Source organism: Streptomyces sp. NPDC059828 (assembly GCF_042731955.1).
In the GTDB taxonomy this organism is placed as follows: Bacteria; Actinomycetota; Actinomycetes; order Streptomycetales; family Streptomycetaceae; genus Streptomyces.
Genome location: NZ_JBHWIW010000005.1, coordinates 37,999 through 55,047, shown reverse-complemented (window position 1 = coordinate 55,047; position 17,049 = coordinate 37,999). Strand labels below are relative to the sequence as shown.

The 17,049-nt window shown below is 69.8% G+C and carries 11 protein-coding genes; 3 read left to right on the top strand and 8 right to left on the bottom strand.

All coding sequences use genetic code 11. The annotated features are described in order from the left end of the window. Positions 1 to 82 precede the first annotated feature (82 nt). The 6 genes from ACFV6V_RS04590 to ACFV6V_RS04565 all read right to left on the bottom strand — a co-directional run bounded on the left by ACFV6V_RS04590 (position 83) and on the right by ACFV6V_RS04565 (position 8,196). A complete protein-coding gene (locus ACFV6V_RS04590; protein ID WP_385559012.1) occupies positions 83 to 1,768 on the bottom strand; it encodes a carbohydrate-binding module family 20 domain-containing protein in 1,686 nt (561 codons plus the stop codon). A 444-nt stretch (positions 1,769 to 2,212) separates the two neighbouring features. Beyond that, entirely contained in the window at positions 2,213 to 3,217 is a 1,005-nt protein-coding gene (locus ACFV6V_RS04585; RefSeq protein ID WP_385559009.1) for a LacI family DNA-binding transcriptional regulator, read from the bottom strand. 26 nt (positions 3,218 to 3,243) lie between these two features. Then, positions 3,244 to 4,947 (bottom strand): glycoside hydrolase family 13 protein, encoded by a 1,704-nt coding sequence (locus tag ACFV6V_RS04580; protein ID WP_385559006.1) that lies wholly within the window; start codon positions 4,945 to 4,947, stop codon positions 3,244 to 3,246. Between the two features lie 60 nt (positions 4,948 to 5,007). Next, positions 5,008 to 5,850 carry a sugar ABC transporter permease gene (locus tag ACFV6V_RS04575; RefSeq protein ID WP_385559347.1) on the bottom strand — a complete coding sequence of 281 codons (843 nt, stop codon included), beginning with the start codon at positions 5,848 to 5,850 and terminating at the stop codon, positions 5,008 to 5,010. Between the two features lie 41 nt (positions 5,851 to 5,891). Further along, positions 5,892 to 6,905: a carbohydrate ABC transporter permease gene (locus tag ACFV6V_RS04570; protein WP_385559003.1), complete on the bottom strand. Its 1,014-nt coding sequence runs from the start codon at positions 6,903 to 6,905 to the stop codon at positions 5,892 to 5,894. 16 nt (positions 6,906 to 6,921) lie between these two features. Beyond that, positions 6,922 to 8,196 (bottom strand): extracellular solute-binding protein, encoded by a 1,275-nt coding sequence (locus ACFV6V_RS04565; RefSeq protein ID WP_385559000.1) that lies wholly within the window; start codon positions 8,194 to 8,196, stop codon positions 6,922 to 6,924. 353 nt (positions 8,197 to 8,549) lie between these two features. Here ACFV6V_RS04565 and ACFV6V_RS04560 point away from each other — a divergent pair, with 353 nt between their 5' ends. The 3 genes from ACFV6V_RS04560 (at position 8,550) to ACFV6V_RS04550 (ending at position 12,252) form a co-directional block, all read left to right on the top strand. Beyond that, positions 8,550 to 10,193, top strand: a complete 1,644-nt coding sequence (locus ACFV6V_RS04560) for a glycoside hydrolase family 13 protein (protein WP_385558997.1) — start codon at positions 8,550 to 8,552, stop codon at positions 10,191 to 10,193. Positions 10,194 to 10,218: 25 nt separating this feature from the next. Next, positions 10,219 to 11,253: a LacI family DNA-binding transcriptional regulator gene (locus ACFV6V_RS04555; RefSeq protein WP_385558994.1), complete on the top strand. Its 1,035-nt coding sequence runs from the start codon at positions 10,219 to 10,221 to the stop codon at positions 11,251 to 11,253. Positions 11,254 to 11,328: 75 nt separating this feature from the next. Beyond that, a complete protein-coding gene (locus ACFV6V_RS04550; RefSeq protein ID WP_385558992.1) occupies positions 11,329 to 12,252 on the top strand; it encodes a phosphatase PAP2 family protein in 924 nt (307 codons plus the stop codon). A 94-nt stretch (positions 12,253 to 12,346) separates the two neighbouring features. Here ACFV6V_RS04550 and ACFV6V_RS04545 read toward each other — a convergent pair whose 3' ends face one another. Both ACFV6V_RS04545 and glnA read right to left on the bottom strand, forming a co-directional pair. Beyond that, entirely contained in the window at positions 12,347 to 15,349 is a 3,003-nt protein-coding gene (locus tag ACFV6V_RS04545; RefSeq protein ID WP_385558989.1) for a bifunctional [glutamine synthetase] adenylyltransferase/[glutamine synthetase]-adenylyl-L-tyrosine phosphorylase, read from the bottom strand. Positions 15,350 to 15,586: 237 nt separating this feature from the next. Next, positions 15,587 to 16,948, bottom strand: a complete 1,362-nt coding sequence (gene glnA, locus ACFV6V_RS04540; RefSeq protein WP_361289024.1) for a type I glutamate--ammonia ligase — start codon at positions 16,946 to 16,948, stop codon at positions 15,587 to 15,589. Positions 16,949 to 17,049 lie beyond the last annotated feature (101 nt).

The following is a 17,049-nucleotide window of genomic DNA, read 5'->3' as shown; positions in this document are numbered from 1 at the left end:
GAGGAGAAGGGAAGAGTGGTGTGCCGCTCCGCGCGCAGCGGGGTCGAGAGCGCGCGGAGCGGCAGTTCGGGGTGGTGGCGCTTCAGTCGCGCCAGGTGTCGTTCAGCGTGACCGTGCCGCTCGCGGGCACGGTCGCCGTGCGGTTGGCGCCGCTCTCCCACACGACGGTGCCGGTGGCGTCCTTGCGGATGTACTTGTACGCGAAGGCCGTACCGGCGGGCAGACCGACGTCGAGCTTCCACACCGGGTAGCTCGCCGGGTCCAGCTTCAACGCGGCACCGGTGTTCCAGTTGCCGAGAGCCGCGTGGTCGCCGGTGACATGGATGTTCTGGCCGAGCACGGTCGTGGCGCTGACGCCGAACGAGGCTCCCGCGATGCTCGCCGAACCACAGTTCCGTGCGCCCACGTGCAGCGCGACGGCCGTGTCGGCGCCCAGGGTGCGGGTGAACTGCCCCGAGGAGTTGACCGTGACGCCCGTACCGGACTGGACGTCGCAGTAGGCGCCCGCGGGAAGCGAGGTCTGGAAGGTCCGGGTCAGCGGGGACGACTCGTGGTTGATGGCCACGAAGGCCTTGTCGCCGCGCCCGAAGGCGATCGCGTCCCCTCCGTTGTCCCACCAGTTCGTGACACCCTGACCGTGGGCCACGTTCCTGAAGGCGACCATCGAGGAGATCTCGCGCCAGGCGTGCTGGCACTTCCAGCCGTCGCTGTAGCAGGCGTTCACCCTGCCGCCGTTCGGCGGTCCGGCGTCCCGGTCGGACCACACGTAGCCGGAGTGGACATCCGGTGCCCCGTAGGGCCACGCCAGCATGAAGACGTTGGCGAGCGTGTAGCCGGCGCCGTCCTTGTAGCTGAGGGTGTCACCGCCGCGCTCGGTGTCGTGGTTGTCCACGAAGACGGCGGACCGGCCGCTCGCCATATAGCCCCAGCCTTCGCCGAAGTTCCTGAGGTGGGCGAGGTTCTCGCTGGTGAAGACCCGCTTGAGGTCGCGGGCATAGCGGAACTCCTGCACGTCGCCGTTGCCGAGGTACTCGCTGGGCGAGACCGCCTCACCGGCTCCGTAAATGGCCTCCTGCTTCCAGTACACGTCGGGGTTGCGGAGCTTGGCCTTGATGGCGGCGAGGTCGGCGGCCGGCATGTGCTTGGCGGCGTCGATCCGGAAGCCGTCGACGCCCAGCGACAGCAGGTCGTCCAGATAGCCCGCGATCCTGGTGCGGACGTACTCCTCACCGGTGTCGAGATCGGCGAGCTGGACCAGCTCGCAGTTCTGGACGTTGGCGCGGTCCTGGTAGTTGGTGATCTGCGCGGTGCAGTCGTCCATGTCCCGGGACGAGTACAGACCGGGGTAGCCGTACTTCGTGTACGACGAACCGCCCGTGCCGGTACCGCTGCCGGCGGCCAAGTGGTTGATGACGGTGTCGGCGACGACCTTCACGCCCGCCGCGTGGCAGGCGTCGACCATCGCGGAGAACGAGGCGCGGTCACCGAGCCGCCCCGCGATCCGGTAGCTGACGGGCTGGTAGGACGTCCACCACTGCCCGCCCTGTATGTGCTCCTGGGGCGGGGAGACCTGGACGTATCCGTAACCGGCGGGCCCGAGCGTGTCGCTGCACGCACGGGCGACTGAATCGAAGCGCCATTCGAAGAGGACGGCGGTGACATCCTTGCTGCCTGGCGGGGCCGCCTGTGCGGCTCCCGGTGGCGCGAGCACCACTGTCGCCGCACCCGCCACAAAAGCGAGGGCGGCGGCCAGGGACCTGCTGGCCATGTGGTTCCTCCTGCGGCTCAGGAAGGGAGTGGGGAGAGGTCGGTGCGGAGGGCCCGGGTGGAGATGGGGATTGAATGTTCTTGCTGCAAGATTGCAAGACCCTCTGTGCAGGTGACCGTAGGCCCAGCGGGTCCAACGGTCAACAGTTTCGACATCTGCAGGACTCATGGAAGACATGAGTCCGCAAGAAATTGCACGAGAGGCACGTAGCACCCGGGGGTCTGCGTCCGTTCGTCGTGCCCGCGATGCGCACGACGGCAAGGAGCGGCATGGCGCCGCTCCTTGCCGTCTTCATCAGCCGACCGGGTTCCCCGGCGTCCGGTCGCGGCCGGTGCAGTGCCGCTCCCGCCGGCGGTGCCCGCCATGCACCTCGGGCCCAGGTCGTCGTCGGGACCTTGTCGTCGTGACCGTCGTGACGTCGTGACCGTCGTGGCGGTCGGCGCCTCAGCGCGATGGACGCGCCGTCGACCCCCGTACCACCAGCTCCGGCTGGAACAGATACTCCGTGGTCGGCACGGGATTGCCGCGGATCTCCTCCAGCAGCGCGCCCACCGCCGTCGACGCCATCGCGTGGACGGGCTGGCGCACGGTGGTCAGCGGCGGGTCCGTGAAGGCGATCAGCGGGGAGTCGTCGTAGCCGACCACCGACACCTGGCCCGGTACGTCGAGGCCCCGCTCGCGGGCGGCGCGGATCGCACCGAGGGCCATCATGTCGCTGCCGCAGACGATGCCGGTGCAGCCGGCCTCGATCAGCTCGGCCGCCGCGGCGTGGCCGCCCTCGACACTGAACAGGGTGTGGCGGACGTACCGTTCGGCGCCCGGTCCCGCCGTCGCGAGGAAACCCTCCGTCTTGCGGCGGGACGGCACATAGCGGACCGGGCCGACCGCCAGGCCGATCCGGTCGTGGCCCAGTTCGGCCAGATGGCGCACGGCCATGGCGGCGGCCATGTGGTCGTCCGTCGAGACGAAGGGGGCCGAGATCTGCTCGTTGTAGCCGTTGATGAGGACGAACGGGACCTTGCGGGCGGCGAGTTCGGCATAGCGCGCGGGGTCGGCCGAGGTGTCGGCATGGAGCCCGGACAGAAAGACGATGCCGTCGGCACCGCTCTCCTCGAGCTGCTCCACCAGCTCGTCCTCCGTGGCCCCGCCGGGCTGTTTGGCGCACAGCAGCGGGGTGTACCCGTAGCCGCTCAGCGCCTGCTCGACGACCTGCGCGAACGCCGGGAACACCGGGTTGGTGAGCTCCGGCACCACCAGCCCCACCAGCCCGTCACTGCGCCTGCGCAGCCTTACGGGCCGCTCGTAGCCGAGTACGTCCAGCGCGGCGAGCACCCGCGTCCTGGTGGCCGCCGATACGCCCGGCTTGGCGTTGAGCACACGGCTGACCGTGGCCTCGCTGACCCCCGACTGCGCCGCGATGTCGGCGAGCCGAGGAGCGGCCACCCCCATGCCGCCGCTCCTCTGCCGGGGGACGGTCACACCGTCCACCACGCCGTGCTGTCGGCGGGCAGCACGGCCGTTCCGCCGCCGGCGCCCTCGCCGAACGCCACCGGACCGCTGGCCAGCAGCAGGGCTCCGGGGACTGGCAGTTCCACGTCCGCACCCGTGGTGTTGGTGGTGCAGAGGAAGCCCTCGCGGGCCAGGGCGAGCACGCCTTCGGGCGCGTCCAGCCAGGTCACCGCGTCACCCGCGCCAAGGCCGGGGTGCTCACGGCGCACCGCGAGCGCCGCCCTGTACAGCTCCAGCGTCGAACCGGGCACACCCGTCTGCGCCTCCACACTCAGCTCACCCCACGAATCCGGCTGCGGGAGCCAGCTGCCACCGCTGCCGAAACCGTACGACGAACCCGAGCGCGTCCACGGGATCGGCACCCGGCAACCGTCACGGAATCCGTCCTGGCCCTCGGCCCGGAAGAACGACGGGTCCTGGCGCACCTCGTCCGGCAGGTCGGTGACGTCCGGAAGTCCCAGTTCCTCGCCCTGGTAGATGTACGCCGAACCCGGCAGCGCCAGCATCAGCAGTGTCGCCGCACGCGCCCGCCGCAGACCGAGCTCACGGTCCCCCTGGTCGCGCAGCTGGGTGCCGAGACCGGGCGGGTTGGCGAAGCGTGTGGCGTGCCGGGTGACATCGTGGTTGGACAGCACCCAGGTGGTGGGGGCGCCGACGGGGCGCATCGCGGCCAGCGAGCCGTCGATGACCCCGCGCAGCTCCTGCGCGTCCCAGTTCGTGGTCAGGTACTGGAAGTTGAAGGCCTGGTGCATCTCGTCCGGGCGGACGTAGAGCGCGGTGCGCTCGACCGTCGGGGTCCAGGCCTCGGCGACGAGGACGCGCTGGCCCTCGTACTCGTCGAGGATCCGCCGCCAGGAGCGGTAGATCTCGTGCACGCCGTCCTGGTCGAAGAACGGCATGACGTCGTTGCCGAGCAGCTTGAGCTGTTCGCTGCCCCCGATGTCGGGCAGGCCCGGGGCCTTGACCAGGCCGTGGGCGACGTCGACGCGGAAGCCGTCGGCGCCCAGGTCGAGCCAGAAGCGCAGGATCGAGCGGAACTCGTCCTGGACTGCGGGGTGTTCCCAGTTGAAGTCGGGCTGCTCGGGCGCGAAGAGATGCAGGTACCACTCTCCCCCAGCCTCCGGCTGGGAGGTGCCCCCATCGCCGTCCGGCACCGCGACCCGGGTCCAGGCCGGCCCGCCGAAGATGGACTCCCAGTCGTTGGGCGGCAGCTCGCCGTTGGCGCCCCTGCCCGGGCGGAAGTGGAAGCGCTCACGCAGCCGGGATCCGGGGCCCTCGCGCAGCGCCTGACGGAACCAGTCGTGCTGGTCCGAGCAATGGTTGGGCACAAGGTCCACGATGACCCGCAGACCGAGTTCGTGAGCGGCGCGGATCAGCGCGTCGGCGTCGTGCAGGTTGCCGAACACCGGGTCGATGGCCCGGTAGTCGGCGACGTCGTAACCGGCGTCGGCCTGCGGGGATGCGTAGAAGGGGCTGAGCCAGACCGCGTCGATGCCGAGCTCCTTGAGGTACGGGAGCCGGTCGCGTATGCCCGCGAGATCGCCCATGCCGTCGCCGTTGCCGTCGGCGAAGCTGCGCGGATAGACCTGGTAGATCACCGCGTCCCGCCACCAGCCGATGTGCGTGCCACTGGTCGGGTGGTGGGCGGGGGCGGCGAGGTGCTGGGTCATTTCATCCCTGGATGTGATCGGATGCGGAAGGTGTGGGGGGACCTGAGGCGAGCGGCGGGCTCAGCCCTTGACGGCGCCGGCCGATACACCGGTCACCAGATGCCGCTGGGCGAAGAGGAACACGACCGCGGCGGGGATCGCGATGAGCACGGACGCCGCGGTCATCGGGCCCCACTGGGCGCCGTACTGGTTGACGAACTTCTGGAGCCCGCCGGCCAGGGTGAGGTTCTCGTCGCCGACCATGAACGCGGAGGCGTAGGCCACCTCGCCCCAGGCGGTGATGAAGGAGTAGAACGCCGTCACGGCGATTCCGGGCTTGGCCAGCGGCAGGATCAGCCGCCAGAACGTGCCGAACGGGGTGAGCCCGTCGACCTGGCCCGACTCGTCGATCTCGCGCGGGATGGTGTCGAAGAAGCCCTTCATCATCCAGGCGCAGAACGGCACGGCGATGGTGAGGTAGGTGATCACCAGGCCGGCCGGCTCGTTGAGCAGCCCCAGCGCCGCCATGATGTTGTAGATCGGCACGATCAGCACCGCGACCGGGAACATCTGGGTGATCAGCAGGGTCCACATCAGACCGCGCTTGCCGGGGAAGCGGAAGCGGCTGACGGCGTAGCCGGTGGTGGCGGCCACGAACACGCCGAGCACCGTGGTGAGACCGGCGACCAGCAGCGAGTTGCCGAACCAGGTGAGGAACTCGGTGTCGTCGATCAGCTTGGCGTAGTTCTCGAACGTCGTCTCTTTGACGAAGTCGGTGGTGGTCGCGTACTCCGCGGGCTTGAGGGAGGTCAGGAACACCCACAGCACCGGGAAGACGGCGATCACGGACGCCACCACGAGCGTCAGATGCAGTCCGAGTGAGGCGACCGGCGAGCGGCGCCGGCCACGCACCGGGGACTTCACCGCTCCGACCGGGGCTTTCGCCGGGACATTGGTCGTCGTGGTCACCAGGTTTCTCCCTGCTTGCGGAGGACTCGCCGGTAGACCGCGGCGAAGAGCATCAGGAGGACGAGGATCAGCACGCCCCAGGTGGAGGACTGTGCGAAGTCGCGCGGACTGATCTCGAACGAGAACTTGTAGGCCTGGGTCACCAGGATCTGGGTGGCCTCACCGGGACCGCCCCGGGTCAGCAGGAAGATCACCGGGAACATGTTGAAGGTCCAGATGGTGCTCAGCAGGATCACGGTGGTGGACACCGAGCGCAGACCGGGCATGGTGATGTGGCGGAAGCGCTGCCAGGCGTTGGCGCCGTCCATCTCGGCGGCCTCGTAGAGCTCGCCGGGGATGGACTGGAGCCCGCCGAGCAGGGCGACCATCATGAACGGGACACCAAGCCAGACGTTGACGGCGATCACGGCCACCTTGGCCATCGTCGGGTCGTTCAGCCACGGCACCGCGTCGATGCCGCCGCCCGCGAGGATCTTGTTGAGCAGGCCGTTGTCCTCGTTGTAGAGGAAGCGCCAGGCGAAGACGGAGACGAAGCCGGGCACGGCCCAGGGCAGGATCAGCATCATCCGGTAGAACGACCGGCCGGCGATCCGGCGGTTGAGGACGTTGGCGAGGGCGAGGCCCAGGCCGAAGGTGACGGCCACGCAGGAGACCGTCCACACCAGCGTCCACCCGAGGGTGTCGAGGAACTGGTCGCCGGTGAGCGCGTCGGCGTAGTTGTCGAGGCCGACGAATTCGTATGTCGCCGGGAGGTGGTTGACCCCGATCGACCGCTCGACGTTCCGCTCGTTGGCGTTGGTCAGCGACAGATAGATCCCGCGGACGAGCGGATAGCCGATGATCACCCCGATCACGATCACCACGGGGGCGACCATGGTCCAGGCGTACCAGTGCGTGGAGAGGGCGCGGCGGAGCTTGCCGGGCGCCGCTGCGGAGTCGCGGCGACGGCCGCGGGCCCTGTTGGGCTCCGCGGCCTTCGCCACCGACTGGCCGCTGGTGTGGACAGCCATCAGTCGGTCTCTTCCCTTACTTCCAGTCCTTGAGGAGCTTGCGGTAGGCGTCGCCCGCCGTCGAGGCTCCCTTGTCGGGGGTGGTCTGGCCGGTGAGGACCTTGGTGTACTCGGTCACGAGCGGGGCGAAGAGGCTGCCGCCCTCGGGGATCCAGGGGCGCTCGACGGCCTTGTCGACGGCCGGCTTGAAGAAGCCGACGATCTCGTTGGCCGCGACCTTCGGGTTGGAGTAGACGGAGGTGCGGGTCGGGAGCAGGTTGAGCTCCTCGGCGACCTGGGTCTGGGCCTTGACGGAGGTCATGTACTCGACGAAGGCGTAGGAGGCCTCGAGGTTCTTGGATCCCGCGTAGACGGCGAGGTTGTGGCCGCCCTGCGGGGCACCCTGGCCTGCGGAGCCGGCAGGCACGGGGGCGACGCCCAGGTTCGCCTTGTCCTTGAACTCCTTGCCGGCGTAGGTGTCGGCGACGGCCCAGGGGCCGTTGATCATCATGGCGACCTTGCCGTCCTTGAAGGCCGACTGCATGTTGTTCCACCCGTCGGTGGCGTCGGTCTTGGCCACACCGGAGTCGACCAGGTCCTTGACGACCTTCAGGGCCTTGACGCCGGCCGGGTTGTCCACCGTGATCTGCTTCTTCTCGGCGTCGACCAGGTCGCCGCCCTCGCCGTAGAGGAAGGAGAGGAACCAGTAGGCGTCATCACCGCGCAGGTACAGGGCGGTCTTGCCGGTCTTGGACTTGATGGTCTTGGCGGCGGTCTTCAGCTCGGCGATGGTGGCGGGGACCTCGACACCGGCGTCCTTGAAGATCTTCTTGTTGTAGAAGACGCCCATGGTGTCGATGACCTGCGGGACGGCGTAAGTCTTGTCGTTGTACTTCGTCGAGGCGGCGGCCTGCTCCAGGAAGTCCTTGTCGTCCTTCAGCGCGGCGGTGCCGTCGAGCGGGGCGAGGTAGCCGAGGTCGGCGAACTCGGGGGTCCAGGCGACCTCGGAGCGGATGACGTCGGGGGCGCCGGAGCCGGACTGCGCGGCGTTCTTGAACTTGTTCTGCGCCTCGCCGAAGGGCACATTCACATACTTGATCTTGACGTCGGGGTGCTGCTTGGTGAAACCCTCGGCCAGCTTCTTGAAGACCTTGTCCTCGCTGCCGACGGTCGACGTGTCCCACCAGGTGACCGTACCCGACAGCTTGCCGCCCGAGCTGTTCTTCGCGCCCTCACTGTCGTCGCCGCCGCACGCGGTCGCCGAGAGCGCCAGGCTCGCGACCAGAGCGGTGGCCGCTATGCCACGTCGCATGTGAACTCCTTCGATGGGGCCGCACCATCACGGCGCCGATTCGTGGAGGAACGTAACAAGGTTGAAAGAAGACCGAAAGAGCTTGCGAGAGATTTCCGCAAGAGGCGGGGATCGTTACATCCGCGTGTCCTCAAGGTTGCCGTCCGGGAGCTTGCCAGCCCGGTGATTCACACCCTCCGGCCTCGTCCGATCGCAGTCTGTACTGACTGACACCCGTTCCGTTGGCCTCAGCAACTGCTTCCGCAAGAGATTGCAGCGCTGTTACCTTCGAGGGAGGTCGACGTTGAACCGTTCCTCCCGATTTACGTGTCCGCAGGCATCGGCAGCACCCGAAAGACCCGAAGGGACCGTCCATGACCCAGGAGCTCAGCACCACCGCCCCGGAGCACCTCCCCCGGCAGCGGGGTGACTGGTGGCGTGACGCCGTGATCTACCAGGTGTACGTACGCTCCTTCGCCGACAGCGACGGCGACGGCATCGGTGACCTGCGGGGCATCCGGGAGCGGCTTCCCCATCTCGCCGGGCTCGGCGTGGACGCGGTCTGGATCACCCCGTTCTACGCGTCCCCGCAAGCGGACGGCGGGTACGACGTGGCCGACTACCGGGCCGTCGACCCCCTCTTCGGCAAGCTGTCCGACGCGGACGACCTGGTGCGCGAGGCGCACCGGCTCGGTCTGCGGGTGATCGTCGACATCGTGCCCAACCACACCTCCGACCAGCACCCCTGGTTCCTCGCGGCGCTCGCGGGCGGTCCCGAGCGGGCGTACTACCACTTCCGCCCCGGGAAGGGCGCCAACGGCGAGCTGCCGCCCAACGACTGGGAGTCCGTGTTCGGCGGGCCGGCCTGGACCCGGGCCGCGGTGCCGGACGGCGATGGGGGCACCTCCCAGCCGGAGGCTGGGGGAGAGTGGTACCTGCACCTCTTCGCGCCCGAGCAGCCCGACCTCAACTGGGAACACCCCGCGGTGTCCGAGGAGTTCGCCTCGGTGCTCCGCTTCTGGCTGGACCTGGGTGTCGACGGGTTCCGTATCGATGTGGCCCACGGGATGGTCAAGGCGGACGGCATGCCCGACATCGGGCTGCGCGAGCAGGCCAAGATGATCGGCGCGCAGGTGCTGCCGTTCTTCGACCAGGACGGGGTACACGAGATCCACCGCTCCTGGCGCCGGCTCCTGGACGGGTACGAGGGCGAGCGCATCGGTGTCGCCGAGGCCTGGGCCCCGACTGCGGAGCGGCTCGCCCTGTACGTCCGCCCGGACGAGATGCACCAGGCCTTCAACTTCCAGTTCCTGCGCTGTCCCTGGGACCCGGACCGGATGCGCGAGGTCATCGACGCCTCGCTCGCGGCGACGGCCTCGGTCGGCGCCCCGACCACCTGGGTGCTGTCCAACCATGACGTGGTGCGCCACCCGACCCGCTACGGCGACGGCCCCGCCGGCCTGCGGCGGGCACGCGCGGCGGCGCTGCTGATGCTGGCGCTGCCGGGTTCGGCGTACATCTATCAGGGCGAGGAACTGGGGCTGCCCGAAGTCACCGACCTGCCGGACGAGGTGCGCCAGGACCCGTCGTTCTTCCGGGCCGAGGGCCAGGACGGATTCCGTGACGGTTGCCGGGTGCCGATCCCGTGGACGCGCTCGGGCTCGTCGCACGGCTTCGGCAGCGCTGGCAGCTGGCTCCCGCAGCCGGATTCGTGGGGTGAGCTGAGTGTGGAAGCGCAGACCGGAGTGCCAGGCTCGACGCTGGAGCTGTACAGGGCGGCGCTCGCGGTGCGCCGTGAGCACCCCGGCCTTGGCGCGGGTGACGCGGTGACCTGGCTGGACGCGCCCGAAGGCGTGCTCGCCCTGGCCCGCGACGGCTTCCTCTGCACCACCAACACCACCGGCACGGAGGTGGAGCTGCCCGTGCCGGGGACGGTGCTGCTGTCGTCGGGGGCACCCGGTTTCGGCGACGGGACGGTCCGCCTTCCCGCCGACTCCAGCACCTGGTGGGCAATCTGACATGCGACCGGTACAGTCCAATCCCATGACCGCACGGCTTGCCGATATCGCAGCCCAGGCGGGGGTCAGCGAGGCCACGGTCAGCCGCGTGCTCAACGGCAAGCCGGGCGTGGCCGCGGCCACCCGCGAATCGGTGCTCGCCGCACTCGATGTGCTCGGCTACGAGCGCCCTGTACGGCTGCGCAGGCGAAGCGCCGGACTGGTCGGGCTGATCACCCCGGAGCTGGAGAACCCGATATTCCCGGCCCTGGCCCAGGTCATCGGCCAGGCGCTGACCCGGCAGGGCTACACCCCCGTGCTGGCCACCCAGACCCCGGGCGGCTCCACGGAGGACGAACTCACCGAAATGCTGGTGGACCGGGGCGTCTCGGGCATCATTTTCGTCTCCGGGCTGCACGCCGACACCAGTGCCGACATGTCCCGCTATGAGAAGTTGCGCGCCCAAGGGGTGCCGTTCGTCCTCGTGGACGGGTTCGCCCCTGGGGTGCACGCGCCGTTCATCTCCCCCGACGACCGGGCGGCGATGCGGCTCGCGGTGACCCATCTCGTCGCGCTCGGGCACACCCGGATCGGGCTGGCACTCGGGCCCAAGCGGTTCGTCCCGGTGCTGCGGAAGATAGAGGGGTTCGTCAAGGCGGTCCGCGAGCAACTGGGACTGACCGACGAGGAGATCGAGTCCGAGCTGATCCAGCACTCCCTCTACACCCTGGAGGGCGGGCAGGCCGCGGCGTCCGCGCTGATGGACCGGGGCTGCACGGCGGTGGTGTGCGCCAGCGACATGATGGCACTGGGGGCGATCCGGGCAGCGCGGCAGCGCGGGCTCGAAGTGCCGCGTGACATCTCGGTGGTCGGCTTCGACGACTCCCCGTTGATCGCCTTCACCGATCCACCCCTGACCACGATCCGCAAGCCGGTCCCGGCCATGGGCCAGGCGGCCGTGCGCACCCTGCTGGAGGAGGTCGGCGGGACCCCGGCCCCGCACAGCGAGTTCGTCTTCATGCCGGAGCTGGTGGTAAGGGGATCGACCGCTTCCGGACCCGGAAGCGCGGCTGGTCCTTAAGGCGTACGGGGCCCGTTCGATCCCCGACCGGGGGATGATCGAAGCCCGCCCGGCCATCTGGCAAACTCTGCCCCTATGGGTGAAGCGACCGTAGAAACTCTTGAAGGGCTGGCGGCCACCTCGTCACCCATGGTGACCGCGGAATCTCCGGCTCCGGATAGCGATCATGAACCTGACCGAGGCCCGGGTCGCGGGCGCGGACGCTGGCGCCGTGTGCGGGCTCCGCGGCGGCCCCGGATCTGGTTCGAGATCCTGCTCATCGCGGTCAGCTACTGGACCTACTCCCTGGTCCGCAACGCGGTGCCCGAGCAGAAGGCGCAGGCCCTGCAGAACGCCGACTGGATCTGGGAAACCGAGAAGACCCTTGGCATAGCGGTCGAGCAGACGATCAACCACGCCGTGAACTCGGTGACTTGGCTGATCGTGACCATGAACTACTACTACGCCACCCTGCATTTCCTGGTCACCATCGGAGTCCTCGTCTGGCTCTACCGCTGGCACCCCGGCCGCTATGCCTCCGCCCGGCTCGTGCTCTTCGCCACCACCGGCGTCGCGCTCGTCGGGTACTACCTCTACCCTCTCGCCCCGCCCCGGTTGATGAACGGCCAGGACTTCGTCGACACGGTGCTGGTGCACCACACCTGGGGCTCGATGGCCTCCGGAAATCTGAAGCACATGTCGAACCAGTACGCGGCCATGCCGTCGATGCACATCGGCTGGTCGCTGTGGTGCGGACTGATCATCTTCGCGCTGGCGTCGGCGCCATGGGCAAGGATCCTGGGCCTGCTGTACCCGACCCTCACCCTCGTCGTGATCGTCGCCACCGCCAACCACTTCTGGCTGGACGCGGTCGGCGGCATGCTCTGTCTGGCCTTCGGCTACGGAGTGAGCCACGGCTGGCACGGAGCCCTGCCGCACCGGCTACCGAAGCAGGTCGCGCGACACGAACGCCTGGAGCCGGTCATCCCCAAGCCCGAGCTGAGCCCGGCACAGCGCTGAGCCGACGGCGGGGCAGCACCCGAAGGGACGGGGGAACCACGCGAGCGGGCGGCGCCCGGGGCCGGTCCGGGGCCACACGCCGCCCGTACGGGGATCAGGCGCCGTAGAACAGCTCCTCCACCACCGCCCTGGCCCGTCGCGTGGCCCTGCGGTAGTCGTCGAGCATCTCGCCCACGTGCCCCGGGCCGTAGCCCAGATACCGTCCCACCGCGGCCAGTTCGCGTCCGTCGGACGGGAAGGTGTCGCCGGGCCTGCCGCGTACCAGCATGACGCCGTTGCGTACCCGGGTGGCGAGCACCCAGGCTTCGTCGAGGATCTGGGCGTACTCCGTGGACAGCAGGCCGGCGGCGTGCGCTGCGGCGAGGGCCTCGCGGGTGCGGGGGGTGCGCAGGCCGGGTTCGGACCAGGCGTGGCGCATCTGGAGGAGCTGCACGGTCCACTCGACGTCGCTGAGGCCGCCGCGGCCCAGTTTGGTGTGCAGGGCGGGGTCGGCGCCGCGCGGCAGGCGTTCGTTCTCCATCCGGGCCTTGAGCCTGCGGATCTCACGGACGGCGTCGTCACCGAGGCCCTCCATCGGATAGCGCAGCGGGTCGATCAGCTCGATGAACCGCGCGCCCAGCTCCGCGTCGCCCGCCATCGGCACCGCCCTCAGCAGGGCCTGGCTCTCCCACACCAGGGACCAGCGCCGGTAATACGCGGCGTACGAGGCGAGGGTGCGCACCAGGGGCCCGTTCTTGCCTTCCGGGCGCAGATCGGCGTCGATCAGCAGCGGCGGGTCCGACGTGGGGACCTGGAGCAGCCGGCGCATCTCGGCGACGACGGCGTTGGCGGCCCTGGCCGCCTCCGGCTCCTCCACGCCCTCGCGCGGCTCGTGCACGAATAGCACGTCCGCGTCGGAGCCGTAGCCCAGTTCTTGCCCGCCGAAGCGGCCCATGCCGATCACCGCGAAGCGGGTGGGCAGGGTGTCGCCCCACTGCGCGCGTACGACGGCGCGCAAGGCGCCCGCGATCGTCGCCGCGTTGAGGTCGGTGACCGCGCTGCCCACCCGGTCGACCAGTGCGCCCGGGTCCTGCTCGGCCGGATTGTCCTCCGTCCCGTACGAGCCGATCAGGTCGGCGGCGGTGGTACGGAACAGCTCGCGTCGCCGCACCCCGCGGGCCGCCGCGACCGCCGCCTCGGCGCCGTCCGCCCGGCCCACCGCGGCCAGCACCTCCTGCTCCAGATGGTCGCGGTCACGTGACCTCAGCCCTTCGGGGTCCCCGAGCAGCGCCACCGCCTCCGGGGCCCGCAGCAGCAGATCGGGCGCCAGCCGGCCCGCCGACAGCACCCTGGCGAGGTTCTCAGCCGCAGCACCCTCATCCCGCAGCAGCCGCAGGTACCAGGGGGTCTTACCGAGCGCGTCGGACACCTGGCGGAAGCCCAGCAGCCCCGCGTCCGGATCGGCCGAGTCCGCGAACCAGCCCAGCAGCACCGGCAGCAGGGTCCGCTGGATCGCCGCCTTACGGGTCATGCCCGAGGTCAGCGCCTCCAGATGACGCAGCGCGGCGGCCGGGTCGGCGTAGCCGAGCGCCTCGAGGCGCTGCCGGGCAGCGGCGGTGCTGAGCCGGGTCTCGCCGGGCGCGAGCTGGGCCACCGCGTCGAGCAGCGGGCGGTAGAAGAGCTTCTCGTGCAGCCGCCGCACCACCGACGCATGGCGCCGCCACTCCTTGTTGAGCTCGACGACCGGATCGGCGCGCAGCCCCAGCGAACGCCCCAGCCTGCGCTGGTCGCCCTCGTCCTCCGGCACGAGATGCGTACGGCGCAGCCGGTACAGCTGGATACGGTGCTCCATGGCCCGCAGGAAGCGGTACGCCTCGCCGAGCTGGGCGGCGTCGGCGCGCCCCACGTACCCGCCCGACGCGAGGGCGTCCAGCGCGCCGAGGGTGCTGCCACCACGCAGCGAGGCATCACTGCGGCCGTGCACGAGCTGGAGCAGCTGGACGGCGAACTCGACGTCCCGCAGGCCCCCGGGCCCCAGCTTCAGCTCCCGGTCTATCTGGGCGGCGGGGATGTTGTCGACGACCCGGCGGCGCATGCTCTGCACGTCGGACACGAAGTTCTCGCGCTCGGCGGCCTGCCAGACGAGCGGCGACACGGCCTCCATGTAGTCGGCGCCCAGCTCGAGGTCACCTGCCACCGGCCGTGCCTTGAGCAGGGCCTGGAACTCCCAGGTCTTCGCCCAGCGCTGGTAGTACGCGAGATGGCTGGAGAGCGTGCGCACCAGCGGGCCGTTGCGGCCCTCCGGGCGCAGATTGGCGTCCACGGGCCAGATGGCGCCCTCGACGGTGGTCTCCGAGCAGATCCGCATGAGGTGCGAGGCAAGCCGCGTCGCGGCCTTGATCGCCGCCGCCTCGTCGGCACCTTCGGCCGGTTCCCCGACGAAGATCACGTCGACGTCGGAGACGTAGTTCAGCTCATGGCCGCCGCACTTGCCCATCGCGATCACCGCGAGCCGGCACATCGCAGCGTCCTCGGGCGCGGCGGCGCGGGCGATCGCCAGCGCCGCGCGCAGGGTCGCGGTGGCCAGATCGGCGAGCTCGGCGGCGGTCTGGGCGACATCCGTGGTCCCGCACACGTCGCGGGCCGCTATCGACAGCAGACAGCGCCGGTACGCGACCCGCAGCGACACCGGGTCGGTGGCCTCGGCGAGCCCGTGCTCGAACTCCGCCACACCGGGGTGCAGATCCGCCGCCTCATACGTTTCCAGCGCGTGCCAGTCCTGAGGGTGCCGGGCCAGGTGGTCCCCGAGCGCCTCCGAAGCGCCCAGCACCCCGAGGAGGCGGTCCCGCAGGGGTTTCGCGGAGATCAGGGTGTCCAGCAGCACCTGCCGCTCGTCAGGCTCGCCGTCCGCCGTCTTCTGCGCCTCCACCAGCCGCACCAGCCCGAGCAGCGCGAGATCGGGGTCGGCGGTGACACCTAGGGCGTCGAGCAGCACGGAGTCGGCGCGCACCGGCGCCATCTCCGGCAGCTCCAGGAACCTCTCGGCGGCCGCGGGGTGGGTGAATCCGTGCCGCAGCAAGCGGGTGAACGTGCTGCTCCTGCGCCCCGGCACCGTCATCCCGCCGCCTCCGTCCGATCAAGCCCGCCCCCGAGCGTAGCCCCCTGCGCAGGCAGGTTCCCGGTGTGCCGCACCTCGTGGAGCCTCGCGGGTCGGACCGCGCGGGTCCGCGGTGTGCCACACCCCGCACGGCGGGCCGGGGTGTCCGCTCTCAGGATCCCCCTGACCGGTGACCTTGTCGGGGGGACCCGGACCGGCCGGGACTTCCGGTCCGGCCAAGGCACACCGCGGAAGCGGCTACAGGACCGGCAGGTTCTTGCGGAGCTCGAACGCGGTGACCTCGGAGCGGTACTCCTCCCACTCCTGCTTCTTGTTCCGCAGGAAGAAGTCGAAGACGTGCTCGCCCAGCGTCTCCGCCACCAGCTCGCTGCGCTCCATCAGTGCGATCGCCTCGCCCAGGTTCTGCGGCAGCGGCTCGATCCCCATCGCCCGGCGCTCCGCGTCCGACAGCGCCCAGACGTCGTCGTCGGCGCCCGCGGGGAGCTCGTAGCCCTCCTCGATGCCCTTGAGGCCGGCCGCGAGCAGGAGCGCGTAGGCGAGGTAGGGGTTGGCGCCGGAGTCGAGGGAGCGGACCTCGATGCGGGAGGAACCGGTCTTGCCGGGCTTGTACATGGGGACGCGGATCAGGGCGGAGCGGTTGTTGTGGCCCCAGCAGATGTACGAGGGGGCCTCACCGCCCGAGCCCGCGGTGCGGGCCGAGCCGCCCCAGATGCGCTTGTAGGAGTTGACCCACTGGTTGGTGACCGCGGAGATCTCCGCGGCGTGCCGCAGCAGACCGGCGATGAAGGAACGGCCCACCTTGGAGAGCTGGTACTCCGCGCCGGACTCGTAGAACGCGTTGCGGTCGCCTTCGAAGAGCGACAGGTGGGTGTGCATCCCGGAGCCGGGGTGCTCGGAGAAGGGCTTCGGCATGAAGGTGGCCTGGACGCCCTGCTCCAGCGCCACCTGCTTCATCACCAGGCGGAACGTCATGATGTTGTCCGCGGTGGACAGCGCGTCCGCGTAGCGCAGGTCGATCTCCTGCTGACCGGGCGCGCCCTCGTGGTGGCTGAACTCCACGGAGATCCCCATGGATTCGAGCATGGTGATGGCCTGGCGGCGGAAGTCCATCCCGACGTTCTGCGGGGTGTGGTCGAAGTAACCGGAGTTGTCGGCGGGGGTGGGGCGGGTGCCGTCCAGCGGCCGGTCCTTCAGCAGGAAGAACTCGATCTCGGGATGGGTGTAGAAGGTGAACCCCAGGTCGGAGGTCTTGGCCAGGATCCGCTTGAGGACGTAGCGCGGGTCGGCGAAGGACGGTGAGCCGTCGGGCATGAGGATGTCGCAGAACATCCGGGCGGTGCCGGGGGCCTCCGCGCGCCAGGGCAGGATCTGGAAAGTACCGGGATCCGGCTTGGCGATCATGTCGGACTCGTACACCCGGGCGAAGCCCTCGATCGCGGACCCGTCGAAGCCGATGCCCTCGTCGAATGCCTGTTCAAGCTCTGCCGGGGCCACCGCCACCGACTTCAGGAAGCCGAGCACATCGGTGAACCACAGCCGTACGAACCGGATGTCGCGTTCCTCGAGCGTACGGAGCACGAATTCCTGCTGCTTGTCCATGACCACATCCTTGCAGTTCAGACGGCTTGTGCACCACCGCCAGGGCTGGGGCGAGGGGCTTCAGTATCGCGACCCGGGGTTTCGCCCAGATTACGCACCCC